The 12,126-nt window shown below is 55.1% G+C and carries 12 protein-coding genes and 1 other RNA gene; 2 read left to right on the forward strand and 11 right to left on the reverse strand.

Annotated elements, in window-relative coordinates; translation table 11 throughout:
• Positions 1-18 precede the first annotated feature (18 nt).
• Both nifS and NWF31_RS07765 read right to left on the reverse strand, forming a co-directional pair.
• A complete protein-coding gene (gene nifS / locus NWF31_RS07760) occupies positions 19-1,182 on the reverse strand; it encodes a cysteine desulfurase NifS (protein WP_258359934.1) in 1,164 nt (387 codons plus the stop codon).
• A 20-nt stretch (positions 1,183-1,202) separates the two neighbouring features.
• Positions 1,203-1,655 (reverse strand): RrF2 family transcriptional regulator, encoded by a 453-nt coding sequence (locus NWF31_RS07765; protein ID WP_258359935.1) that lies wholly within the window; start codon positions 1,653-1,655, stop codon positions 1,203-1,205.
• Positions 1,656-1,922: 267 nt separating this feature from the next.
• Between NWF31_RS07765 and NWF31_RS07770 the strand changes: the two genes are divergently transcribed.
• Positions 1,923-2,453 (forward strand): nitroreductase family protein, encoded by a 531-nt coding sequence (locus NWF31_RS07770; RefSeq protein ID WP_422880263.1) that lies wholly within the window; start codon positions 1,923-1,925, stop codon positions 2,451-2,453.
• 147 nt (positions 2,454-2,600) lie between these two features.
• Entirely contained in the window at positions 2,601-3,938 is a 1,338-nt protein-coding gene (locus NWF31_RS07775; protein ID WP_258359937.1) for an AAA family ATPase, read from the forward strand.
• 67 nt (positions 3,939-4,005) lie between these two features.
• On the opposite strand, the gene trxA is transcribed toward NWF31_RS07775, so the two are convergent.
• The 9 genes from trxA to NWF31_RS07820 form a co-directional block, all read right to left on the reverse strand.
• Entirely contained in the window at positions 4,006-4,335 is a 330-nt protein-coding gene (gene trxA / locus NWF31_RS07780) for a thioredoxin (RefSeq protein ID WP_258359938.1), read from the reverse strand.
• 21 nt (positions 4,336-4,356) lie between these two features.
• Positions 4,357-4,650, reverse strand: coding sequence for a metal-sensitive transcriptional regulator (locus NWF31_RS07785; RefSeq protein ID WP_258359939.1), 294 nt, complete (start codon positions 4,648-4,650; stop codon positions 4,357-4,359).
• Positions 4,651-4,713: 63 nt separating this feature from the next.
• Positions 4,714-5,436: a tRNA threonylcarbamoyladenosine dehydratase gene (locus NWF31_RS07790; protein ID WP_258359940.1), complete on the reverse strand. Its 723-nt coding sequence runs from the start codon at positions 5,434-5,436 to the stop codon at positions 4,714-4,716.
• Positions 5,437-5,453: 17 nt separating this feature from the next.
• A non-coding RNA gene (gene ssrS, locus NWF31_RS07795) (6S RNA) lies at positions 5,454-5,638 on the reverse strand.
• A gap of 60 nt (positions 5,639-5,698) precedes the next feature.
• Entirely contained in the window at positions 5,699-7,510 is a 1,812-nt protein-coding gene (gene aspS, locus NWF31_RS07800; RefSeq protein ID WP_258360041.1) for an aspartate--tRNA ligase, read from the reverse strand.
• Positions 7,503-8,780, reverse strand: a complete 1,278-nt coding sequence (gene hisS, locus NWF31_RS07805; protein WP_258359941.1) for a histidine--tRNA ligase — start codon at positions 8,778-8,780, stop codon at positions 7,503-7,505. Before hisS ends, aspS begins: the two co-directional genes overlap by 8 nt.
• 16 nt (positions 8,781-8,796) lie before the next feature.
• Positions 8,797-9,417 (reverse strand): MBL fold metallo-hydrolase, encoded by a 621-nt coding sequence (locus NWF31_RS07810; RefSeq protein ID WP_258359942.1) that lies wholly within the window; start codon positions 9,415-9,417, stop codon positions 8,797-8,799.
• A gap of 32 nt (positions 9,418-9,449) precedes the next feature.
• A complete protein-coding gene (gene dtd / locus NWF31_RS07815; protein WP_258360042.1) occupies positions 9,450-9,899 on the reverse strand; it encodes a D-aminoacyl-tRNA deacylase in 450 nt (149 codons plus the stop codon).
• 64 nt (positions 9,900-9,963) lie between these two features.
• Complete coding sequence (locus NWF31_RS07820; RefSeq protein WP_258359943.1) at positions 9,964-12,120, reverse strand: RelA/SpoT family protein; 2,157 nt, start codon at positions 12,118-12,120, stop codon at positions 9,964-9,966.
• Positions 12,121-12,126 lie beyond the last annotated feature (6 nt).

Below are 12,126 nucleotides of genomic sequence, written 5' to 3' on the forward strand. Positions count from 1 at the left end.
ACTCCTTTGTTTCTCCTTTTATTTGTTGTACAGGGGCGACATGGCCCGCAAGCGGGTTACTATTTCGGGCATCACTTCCAGGACGTAGTCAATATCGGCTTCCGTATTATCACGGCCCAGGGTCATGCGTACCGACCCATGGGCCACTTCATGGGGTATACCCATGGCCAGCAGGACATGGGACGGATCCAGGGAACCGGATGTGCAAGCCGAACCACTGGAGGCGCAGATACCCTTCATGTCCAGGCTTAAAAGCAGGGATTCGCCTTCTACATAGCGGAAGCTGAAATTGGCGTTGGTGGCCACCCGGTTTTCCCGGTCACCGTTTACCTGGACATCCTCAATCCGCTCAAGGATGCCATCTATTAGCTTGTCCCGCAGGGCTTGCAGTCGTTTCATCTCGTGGGGCAGTTCCTTTCCGGCCAGTTCCGCCGCCCGGCCAAAACCTACAATTCCCGGCATGTTTTCCGTACCCGGCCGGCGCTTGCGCTCCTGGCCGCCCCCGTGCAGGATGGGGGTAATCCTCGTACCTTTACGTATATAAAGGCAGCCCACGCCTTTAGGACCGTATATCTTATGGGCGGAGGCCGAGAGCAAGTCCACATTCAGTTCATCGACATCAACGGGGATCTTGCCTACACTCTGGACGGCATCGGTATGGAAGATAATCCCGCGTTCCCGGGCCAGATGCCCTATTTCTTTAATGGGCTGTATAGTACCTACTTCATTGTTGACGTGCATGACGCTGATGAGAATGGTTTCGTCGGTAATTGCTTCTTCTACATCCTCCACCCGTACCAGGCCTTCCGGGGTCACCGGCAGGAAAGTTACTTTAAAACCCTGGCGCATTAAATACTGGGCCGTGTGCAGGACGGCGTGGTGTTCGATGCTGGAGGTTATAATATGGCGGCCCTTTTTCTCGTTGGCCGCCGCCGTGCCTATAAGGGCCAGGTTGTCGGCCTCAGTGCCGCCGCTGGTAAAAAAGACCTCCTCGGGCCGGGCGCCAATCAAGTACGCTACCTTTTCCCGGGCTTCATCCAGGGCTTTTTTCGCCTCCCGGCCGTAGCTGTAAATGGTGGAAGGATTGCCAAGGGCGTCCTCCTTGAGAAAGGGCAGCATGGCTTCCAGGACTTCGGGCCGGACCGGCGTAGTAGCGCTGTGATCAAGGTAAACCCTGCGCATAATTCCACCCTTTTCTTTCGCTAGATATAATACATATAATGTTTATCGTCTTGCTGCATTTTACTTGCTTTATCTACCATGTCGGCCAGGGTAAAGCTGTCCAGGACGCTGCTGATGCTGTCCCGCACCTTTTCCCAGATGCCCCTGGTGACACAGGTCTCTGCCCGCTCGCAGCATTCACCTTCCCTGTCATTCAGGCAATCAACCGGAGCAATGGGACCCTCCAGCACGCGGATAATATCCCCCACGGTAATTTCCTCCGGGTCGCGGGCCAGGATATAACCGCCCTGGGCGCCCCGGACGCTTTTCGCCAGGCCGGCTTTACGCAAAACGGCAATGAGCTGTTCTAAGTAGTGTTCAGATATCTCTTGCCTTTCGGCTACGCTTTTAATAGGGATGGGGCCTTCGCCGTAATGCTGGGCCAGGTCAAACATGGCGCGCAGGCCGTATTCGCCCCGCGTCGAGAGTTTCACCCCATCACCTCCAATCCCTAGTGATTTGCTCGGTAATAATATCTTAGCAATTAACTCGGGTTTTGTCAACGCTAAAGTCGACTTTTTTACTCAGCTTTAAATTATCCTGATCGACAGGTAAATATACAATCATGGTAATAATCCATGTACATGCGCCAAAATTATTCATTTCCCGGGCAGGCCTAGAAAATGTGTGCAGATTACCAGGGCTTGATTTTCCTGGTAAGTTATGCTAGTTTCTAGTATTGAAGATTGAGCAAGGGAGGCATGACCTTGACTAAAGACGTAATTGCTGCCATTAAAGAACGCCGGAGCATCCGCCGTTTCAAGCCTGACCCCATTCCCGAAGCTACCATTGGCCGCCTGCTGGAAGCAGCCTGCGCCGCGCCTTCGGCCGGTAACGTGGAGCCGTGGTTTTTCTATTGCATCTACAAGGATGATCTAAAAGAGGCCATAGCCCGGGCAGCCCTGGGCCAGAAGTTTGTTGCCCAGGCGCCGGTCGTCATTGTGGTATGCGCCGATCCGGAAAGGGCCGCAACCGCTTACGGTGAACGGGGCCGCTATCTTTATTGCTTGCAGGATACGGCTGCAGCCGTCACTAATCTCATGCTGGCCGCCACCGGCTATGGCCTGGGGACCTGCTGGGTAGGAGCTTTCAGTGAAGCTGAGGTAAGCCGCATCCTTTCTTTACCACCTAACCTGCGGCCGGTAGCCATCATACCGGTGGGTTACCCCGACCAGAAGCCATCACCGCGGCCGCGCCGTTCCCTGGAAGAGGTGGTACGGGTTATACGTTAAATAAAAGTTTACCGGGGCAAAAAAATTAATCCTAATCGCTATCATGCTGACAATCTCCCTGGCCTGTTCCAGCAGGAGCCGGCGTAAATCTTCCAGCCGGTTTTACATGCCGTTGTAAAATGTTAGAATAGAGTTGAGGTGTTATTAATGGATCTATTCGAGCAGGCCAGCGAGGAAAACCGGGAGGCACGCGCTCCCCTGGCCGTAAGGATGCGGCCCCGTACTTTAGATGAATTTATCGGCCAGGAAAAAATCGTGGGTCCCGGCACCCTGCTACGGCGGGCTATTGAGAACGACAGCCTGGGTTCCATTATCCTCTGGGGTCCTCCCGGGAGCGGCAAAACAACCCTGGCACGGATAATCGCCCGTATGACCAGGGCCCATTTTGAATCTTTAAATGCCGTTTTAGACGGTATTAATGATATCCGCCGGGTCATTGCCGCCGCCAGGGAGCGGGAAAAATACTACCAGCAAAAGACGGTCATTTTTGTTGATGAAATTCACCGCTGGGCCAAAAATATCCAGGACGCCCTCCTCCCTTGCGTCGAGGAAGGATTGCTGACCCTTATCGGTGCCACCGTTGAAAACCCCATGTTTACGGTTAATGCCGCCATTCGTTCCCGCTCCAGGATCTTCCGCCTGGAGGCTTTATCTGACCAGGCCATCCTGGCCCTTCTCCGCCGGGCTCTGGAAGATCCGGAACGGGGACTTGGCAGATTCAATGTCGTAGTTGAAGCGGAAGCCCTGGAGCACCTGGCCCGGGTAGCTAACGGCGATGCCCGGGTAGCCTTAAACGCCCTGGAGTTTGCCGTCCTCACCACCCCGCCGGACGAAAAAGGCTACCGCTACCTTACCCTCAGGGTTGCCGAAGAGGCCATCCAGCAGCGGGCCGTCCTCTATGACCGGGACGGTGACCAGCATTATGACTGCGTCTCGGCCTGGATTAAAAGCATGCGCGGCTCGGACCCCGACGCCGCCCTTTACTGGCTGGCCCGGATGATTTATGCCGGGGAAGATCCGGCTTTCCTGGCGCGGCGACTCCTCATCCACGCCGCCGAGGATGTGGGCCTGGCCGATCCCCAGGCCCTGGTGGTGGCCAGTGCCGCCGCCCAGGCGGTGGAACGGGTAGGCCTGCCGGAAGGCCGGATAATCTTAGCCGAAGCTACTATTTATATTGCCCTGGCTCCCAAAAGCAATTCGGTCATCAAAGCTATCGACGCTGCCCTGGCAGCGGTAGAAAAAGAAACGGCCGCGCCAGTACCCATCCACCTGCGGGATGCAAATTACCGGGGAGCAGCCGCCTTCGGCCATGGGAAGGGATATAAGTACCCCCACGATTATCCCGGCGGTTGGGTCGAACAGGAGTACCTTCCTGACAACCTCCGGGGAAAGATTTTTTATCATCCCAGCAACTACGGCCGGGAAGGGCAATTAAAAATAGCCTGGCAGCAGCGTAGGCATAGCAAGGGTGACAGCAAGGCTTAAGGAATAATTTAAAATATAAAAAGCCCACCGGGTGGCACGTTATCTACCGGTGGGCTCTTTCGATGCTTTATAAATACTTTTCCAGCACCTGCACCAGTTTTTCTTTTGACTGGTATCCAACGAGGCGAGAGACAACCTCGCCGTTTTTAAATAACAGGAGGGTAGGAATGCTCATAATACCGTATTGCGCTGCTAAACCTTGATATTCATCGACATTTACCTTAGCCACCTTTATCCTGCCCCGGTATTCCTCTGCCAGTCCTTCTACTATTGGTGCAATCATCCGGCAGGGACCACACCACCCGGCCCAGAAGTCAACCAGAACCGGAATCTGGGCGTCAAGGACTTCTTCTTTAAAATCGGCATCACTAAGGGTAATTATATTTGGTGAGGCCAAACCTTTTCCCTCCTTCTCATTTTAACTGGTGAAACGATTTAATACATCAATTAATTCATTAATTATTTCTCCATCTTCCTGGTTAACGATTGCCGTCCGGACACAGCCGCGGACATGGGCTTCAAAAATCATGGTTCCAACCTTTTTCAGGGCTGCCCGCGCTGCGGCAATTTGAATAAGAATATCCACACAATACTTGTCCTCTTCAATCATACGCTGGATACCTTTAACCTGGCCTTCTATCTTCCGCAGGCGGAGTAGTAAATCGTCCCGCTGGGGAGCATACGAACTTTCTTCGCCCGGTTTCCTGCTCACTCCTCTAACCTCCTTTCCCGTGATACCCTTATCCAGTATAAAGGATATTTGCCACCCCGGCAACTAACAATTATTCCGGGAAAGGAGGTCCCGTACAACCACGCTGGCCAGCATTAACCCCGCTACGGCCGGGACAAAAACCATACTTCCGGGTGGCCGGCGCTCGCCTGGTGCCAGTTCCGGGTTGGTCCGGGGCGTAATGGGAACTTCTTCGGAATAGACTACCGTCAATCCATAGGTTATACCTCTGGCTTTTAATCCCCGTCGCACAACCCGTGCCAGGGGACACCCACGGGTGGCGCTGATGTCGGCCACCTTTAAACGGGTGGGATCCATCCGGTTACCTGCCCCCATGCTGCTGACCACAGGTACCCCCGTTTGCAAGGCTGTCGCGAGGAGGTCAATTTTAGCCCCCACGCTGTCAATGGCATCCACCAGGTAGTCCAGGTCGGGCCGGACAAATTTGGAGCCCGTTGCCGGGCTGTACGCTTCCTGCCGGGTAACAATTACCGCCTCCGGGTTAATCTCCCGGCACCGCCTGGCCATGACTTCGACCTTTGGCCGGCCAAGGGTTGTATGTAAAGCCGGTACCTGGCGGTTGATGTTGCTGGGACGGACTATATCTGGGTCCACCAGTTCCAGGTAGCCTATACCTGCCCGGGCCAGGCCCTCCACAGCAAAGGAACCGACGCCGCCGGTTCCTATTACCGCTACCCGGGATGCTGCCAGGCGGGCCCGCCCTTCAGGACCAATGAGCATTTCCGTGCGGGTCCAGAAACTTTCCATCTTGCCCACCTGAAAATAAAAACCCCACAAATGCCGTGCTCACCGTGTGTTTAATGAACCCGCTCTCCGCAGGTGGGTGCCTCCCTGGACGCTTTTTGCTTCCCCTACAAGGGGGCCTGCAAGCCACGCCCAGAGGCAGGGCTCCCTTTGTATAGGTGTTGGCTCAAAACTCCACGGTGCGACACGAACATCGCAGGGTGAATTTTTTATTTCCTCCTGTTGCAAGCATAATCTTAACATAAACTTAAAGGGATTGCAAGTGCTATGCTTTTCCAGTACTGTATTGTTTTCCCGCCGGACGGGCGGTTGTTTTAAGGTGCAGTTCCAGGAGTTGTTCTGGAGCGACAGTAGAAGGAGCCGCCGTCATCAAGCAGGTACCGCTCTGGGTTTTGGGGAAGGCGATGCAGTCGCGGATGGTATCCCTCCGGGCCATGAGCATGATCATCCGGTCCAGGCCAAAGGCAATACCACCGTGGGGCGGGGTGCCGTACTCAAAGGCCTCCAGCAAGAATCCGAATTTTTCCTGCGCCTCCTCCGGGGAAAAGCCAAGAAGGCTGAACATTTTTTCCTGGATATCACGGCGATGGATACGGATGCTGCCCCCGCCAAGCTCAACGCCGTTTAAAACCAGGTCGTATGCCAGGGCACGCACCTTTAGAGGCTCTATATCGAGCAAGGGCCAGTCCTCTTCCATGGGCATGGTAAAGGGGTGATGGACGGCCACGTAGCGTTTTTCCTCCGGGCTGTATTCCAGAAGAGGAAAATCCGTCACCCAGGTAAAGGCCAGTTGCTCCGGGTCATAGAGATGTAACCGACGTCCCAGTTCCAGGCGTAAAGACCCCAGGACAGAGGCAGCTACTGTCTCGTTATCGGCTACAAACAGGAGCAGCTCTCCTTCCCTGCCGCCTGCCCTGGCTACCAGTTCCTGAAGCCCTTCACCGGTAAAGAATTTGGCAATGGGAGAGCGGATTTCACCGGCCGCAAGGGCCATCCAGGCCAGGCCTTTAGCCCCGGATGTCACGGCCTGCTGCGTTAATTCATCCAGTTCCCGGCGGGAAAAACCGGCGCCGCCGGGAACGCACAGCCCCCGTACAACCCCGCCCTTTGCTACTGCGTCGGCAAAAACCTTGAAGCCACAACCTCCAACCACGTCGGAAACGTCGAAAATCTCCAGTCCAAAGCGCAAATCGGGTTTGTCGGTTCCATAGCGGGTTATGGCTTCCTTATAGGTCAGCCGGGGCAGGGGGAGGTCAATTTCCACCCCCAGGGTTTCCCGGAAAACATAGGCCATTAATTCTTCCACCAGGTTTAGAATATCTTCGCGCTGGATAAAAGACATCTCCATATCCAGCTGGGTAAACTCCGGCTGGCGGTCGGCCCTTAAGTCTTCATCCCGGAAACAGCGGACGATCTGGAAGTAACGCTCTATACCGGCCACCATGAGAATTTGTTTAAAGAGCTGGGGCGACTGGGGCAGGGCAAAGAATTCCCCCGGCCGCAGGCGGCTGGGCACCAGGAAATCCCGCGCCCCTTCAGGGGTGCTGCGGGTAAGCATAGGCGTTTCAATCTCCCAGAAACCCCGGCCGTCCAGGAAATCGCGAATGGCCCTGGTAGTCCGGTAACGCAGGTGCATAATGTCCTGCATCTCCGGCCGGCGCAAATCCAGGTAGCGGTAACGCAGGCGCAGGGCTTCATCGACGGCTATGTCATCCTCAATGTAAAAGGGTGGCGTCTTGGCCGGGTTGAGGATACGCAATTCCCGCGCCTCTACTTCAATATCACCGGTGGCCAGCCGGGGATTGGCCGTTCCCTCCGGTCGCAGTCGTACATTGCCCCTAACCGCAACTACATATTCATTGCGGACCTCTTCGGCTTTCTTAAAGGCCGTTCCTGCCTCCGGGTCACAGACAACCTGGACCAGGCCAGACCGATCCCGCAAGTCGATAAAGATTAGGCCGCCGTGATCGCGGCGACGGTGCACCCAGCCCATAAGGGTTACTTCTTTACCCGTATCAATTGTCCCGAGCTCCCCGCAGCAATGGGTGCGGTGCAGCCCGGATATAGATTCAACCACTAAATCCACGCTCCTTTTCCTGCCGGCAGTAAGCTGCTGCTGCGTCTAAAGGTATTTCTTCCTGGACCCCGCTATCCAGGCGGCGTACCAGGACCCGCCCCCGGGCCAGTTCTTCTTCCCCAAGGATTACTGCCATCCTGGCCGGGTAGCGATTGGCATATTTCATCTGGGCCTTGAGGCTGCGGCCCAGGTAATCTTTATCTGCTTTCAGCCCGGCCGCTCTCAGATCGGCCAGCAGTCGGACTGCCACCTTCTCTGCACCGGTGCCGGCCGTCACCACCAGAACATCTACCCCTCCACCTGGCACCTGCTCCCGGCCCTGGGCTTCAAGGGCAAGCAAGATGCGTTCCAGCCCCAGGCCAAAACCGATTCCCGGCACCGGTTTCCCCCCCAGGGCTTCTACCAGGCCATCATAGCGCCCGCCGCCACCAATAGAACCCTGGGCGCCGATGCCCTTAACCATTATTTCAAAGGCCGTATTGGTGTAGTAGTCAAGGCCGCGTACCAGGCGCTCGTCCAGGATAAAGTCAATTGCCAGTTCTTGCAGGTACTCTTGAACGCGCGCAAAATGCTGGCCGCAGTCCGGGCAAAGGCAGGTGACGATCGTCGGCGCCCCGGCCACGATTTCCTGGCATACCGTGTTCTTGCAGTCAAAGATGCGCAACGGGTTACGATCAAAACGCCCCTGGCAGGTTGGGCATAGATCACCAAGGTAGGGCCTGAGGTACTCCTGTAGTTTCTCCCGGTGCCGGGGACGGCAGGCAGGGCAACCGACGCTGTTTAAATGCAGTTCCAGCTCCTTCAACCCCAGGCGGTTGTAAAAATCCATGGCCAGGGCGATAACCTCGGCGTCCAGGGCCGGGTCACGGGAACCAAAGGCCTCCACTCCAAACTGGTGAAACTGGCGCAGCCGGCCGGCCTGGGGACGGCCGTAACGGAACATGGGACCAAGATAAAATAGCTTTACCGGTAATCCCCCTGCCTCCAGGTGATGTTCCAGGAAGGCCCGCACCACCGGCGCCGTGCCTTCCGGTCTAAGGGTCAAACTGCGCCCGCCGCGATCGGTAAAGGTATACATTTCCTTTTCCACAATATCGGTAGTATCCCCGACGCCGCGATTAAAAAGCTCGGTATGTTCAAAAACGGGCGTGCGGATTTCCCGGTAACCGTAAAGCCGGCTCACCTGCCTGGCGGTATTTTCCACAAAGTACCAGCGGTTTATCTCTTCCGGTAGGATGTCTTCCGTACCCCGTGGTCGACTCGTCAGCATCTCAAGCCTCCGTTAACTAAAAGAAAGGATTATCAACCCGCTCGGCGCCAATGGTAGACGCCGGGCCGTGGCCGGGATAAATTTTCAGGTCATCGTCCAGGACAAAAAGTTTTTCTTTAATGGAATTAATGAGCTGGTTGAAGGAGCCGCCGGGAAAGTCGGTACGGCCGATGGAACCGGCAAACAGGGTATCCCCCGTAAAAATCAATCCTTCGCCTTGTAGGCAAATCCCCCCGGGAGTATGCCCCGGGGTATGGAGCACCGTCAGGGTGATAGTCCGGCCGATGGTAATGGTATCGCCCTCCTGTAAAAGGCGATCGGCGCCGGGGCCCCTTTCCCTGCTTCCCATAAGAACGGAAAGATTGCGCCCGGGATCAATTAGGAAGGGAGCATCATCGCTGTGGATCAGGATAGACGCCCCCGTAGCATTTTTTATGACCCCGTTGGCCCCTATGTGATCGATATGGCCGTGGGTATTGATGATATAGCGGATTTTCAAGCCAGCTTCCCCGGCTGCCGCAAGAATTCGCTGGCCTTCAGCACCGGGGTCAATGATAGCCCCTTCCTTTGTTTCCTGGCAACCTATAAGGTAGCAGTTGGTACCGATGGGGCCTACAACCAGTGTCTTAAGAAACATCTAGCTACCACACCCCTGAATATAACTCCGGACTAGAATAACTTTTTACTATCCAGCAACATGGTTACCGGGCCGTCGTTCTCCAGGGCCACCACCATCTCGGCCTGGAAGTGGCCGGTTGCCACTTTGATGCCATAAGCTTCTAAAGCACCAATAAATTGCCGGTACAGTTCCCCGGCTAATTCCGGCGGTGCTGCGGCGGTAAAACTGGGGCGCCGTCCTTTGCGGCAATCGCCGTAAAGGGTAAACTGGGAAACAGCCAGTACTTCCCCGCTGATATCCCGGACCGATAAATTCATTTTGCCTTCTTCATCAGCAAAAATTCGCAAATTGGCCACCTTGTCGGCCAAATAGACAACATCCTGGTCATTGTCACCCTGCCCTACACCTATGAAAACAAGGAGCCCCGGGCCAATGGACCCAACTTCCCGTCCCGCAACCATCACCCGCGCCCTTTTGACCCGTTGTACTACCGCCCTGATAACGGTCACCTGCCTTCCAGTTTAACACAAAAAGATATGAAAACAAAGCCAATATCCTTTTCTATTAACCGGGAATGACCCTTTTAACGTCCATCACATCGCGGATCCGGCGGATTTTATCCATTATATAATTGAGGTGCTCCAGGCTCCTGATTTCAATCTTTAAGTCCACCAGGGCCTGGTCGTTCCTCGTAGCCCGGGCGTGGATGGAATTAATAATGGTTTTGGTGTCCGCCACGGCAGCCATAATATCCATGGCCAGGTTGGGCCGGTCCAGGGCCAGGGCTTCAATATGCACCTGGTAAGTGGCGTCAGCAGTATCTTCCCAGGCCACCTCAATAATGCGCTCCTTTTCCGTATCCAGGTGGTGGTTGATGTTGGGACAATCGCTACGGTGGACACTGACTCCCCGTCCCCGGGTTATATAACCAAGGATGGCATCCCCGGGCAGGGGATTGCAGCAATGGGCCAGGCGGATATCCAGGTTATCCACACCTTTAACCCGGATGCCGTGGGATGGTTTGCCGTAGCCGCTCCAGGGCTTTATTGCTGTTTTAGCTGCTTCCCCGGGAGAAGGTAATTCTTCATCGCCCTTTAGCCGGCCGATTACCTGGGACGGGGGCAAGACCCCGTCGCCCACCATTACAAGCAGGTCCTCGCTGCCGGCCACATTGAACTTGCGGGCTGCTTCCTGGAGGAGGGACGGTTTAAGGATTTCCTCCGGGTCCAGGCCCTGCTTCTGGCATTCCCTTTCCAGCATCTCCCGGCCCCTGGCCAGGTTTTTCTCCCTTTCTTCCTTTCTAAACCACTGGCGGATGCGGTTTTTGGCCTGGGAGGTCTTAACAATGTGCAGCCAATCACGGCTGGGGCGGCTGCCCTTGGTGGTTAAAATTTCTACTATGTCGCCCGTTTTTAGTTTGTAATCCAGGGGTACAATGCGGCCGTTAATCCTGGCCCCGGTACAGCGGTGGCCCACGTCGGTATGCACCCGGTAGGCAAAATCTATAGGTACTGATCCCGCCGGCAGTTCTACCACATCCCCCTTGGGAGTAAAGACATACACGCGATCGGAAAAAAGGTCGATCTTTAAGGATTCCATAAATTCCCGGGGATCGCGCATCTCCCGCTGCCAGTCCAGGAGCTGCCGCAACCAGGTCAGCTTTTTTTCAAAATCCGGGTCCGAGTTGCCGCCGTCTTCTTTATAACGCCAGTGGGCGGCAATACCGTATTCGGCCGTGCGGTGCATCTCCCAGGTACGGATCTGGATCTCAAAGGGGTCCCCGTTAGGGCCAATAACGGTGGTGTGCAGGGATTGATACATATTGGGTTTAGGCATGGCAATATAATCTTTAAAGCGCCCGGGAATGGGCTTCCACAGGGCGTGAACCAGGCCCAGGACGGCATAACAATCCTTTATGCTGTCAACAATCACCCGCACGGCAATAAGATCGTATATCTCGCTTAATTCCTTGCCCTGCTTCATCATTTTATTATAAATACTGTAAAAGTGCTTGGGCCGCCCCTGGATGTCGGCTTTAATCTTACCTTCGGCCAGTTTCTCTCCCAGGATCTTCACTACTTGCTGGATATATTCCTCCCGCTCCTGGCGCTTCATGTTGATGCTGTTGACCAGCTCATAATAGCGCTCCGGCTCGAGGTAACGCAGGGCCTGGTCTTCCAGCTCCCACTTCAAGCGGAATATACCCAGGCGGTGGGCAAGGGGGGCGAAAATCTCTAAAGTTTCCCGGGCAATCTCTTTCTGTTTTTCCGGTTGGTGGTGCTTCAAGGTGCGCATGTTATGCAGGCGGTCGGCCAGCTTAATCAAAATGACGCGTATGTCCTGGGCCATGGCCAGGAACATCTTGCGTAAGGTTTCCGCCTGCTGTTCTTCTTTGGTCTTACATTCCAGGCGGCTGAGTTTGGTGACGCCATCGACCAGAAGGGCCACTTCTTCGCCGAAAATGTCCTTGATTGTATCCAGGCGGATAGGTGTATCCTCTACCACATCGTGAAGGATGGCTGCTGCTATAGTAACTACATCCAGCTGTAACTCCGCCAGGATAGCAGCTACATTTAAGGGGTGGGTTATATAATCTTCACCCGAGCGCCGTTTTTGCCCCCGGTGGGCTGTAGCGGCAAACTGGTAAGCGTCATGAAGGAGTTTCAGGTCCGCTCCCGGCCGGTAACTTTTAACTTGTTGCTCCAGTTCCTTCAGGTCCACAGGTCA

The sequence above is a fragment of the Neomoorella sulfitireducens genome, assembly GCF_024733845.1.
Taxonomy (GTDB): Bacteria; Bacillota; DSM-521; order Neomoorellales; family Neomoorellaceae; genus Neomoorella; species Neomoorella sulfitireducens.

Bases quoted from the DNA above. Each gene is read 5' to 3' on its own strand.
- nifS (WP_258359934.1), bottom strand. From the start codon at position 1,182: ATGCGCAGGGTTTACCTTGATCACAGCGCTACTACGCCGGTCCGGCCC.
- NWF31_RS07770 (WP_422880263.1), top strand. From the start codon at position 1,923: ATGACCTTGACTAAAGACGTAATTGCTGCCATTAAAGAACGCCGGAGC.
- NWF31_RS07775 (WP_258359937.1), top strand. From the start codon at position 2,601: ATGGATCTATTCGAGCAGGCCAGCGAGGAAAACCGGGAGGCACGCGCT.
- NWF31_RS07790 (WP_258359940.1), bottom strand. From the start codon at position 5,436: ATGGAAAGTTTCTGGACCCGCACGGAAATGCTCATTGGTCCTGAAGGG.
- hisS (WP_258359941.1), bottom strand. From the start codon at position 8,780: ATGCTGACGAGTCGACCACGGGGTACGGAAGACATCCTACCGGAAGAG.
- NWF31_RS07810 (WP_258359942.1), bottom strand. From the start codon at position 9,417: ATGTTTCTTAAGACACTGGTTGTAGGCCCCATCGGTACCAACTGCTAC.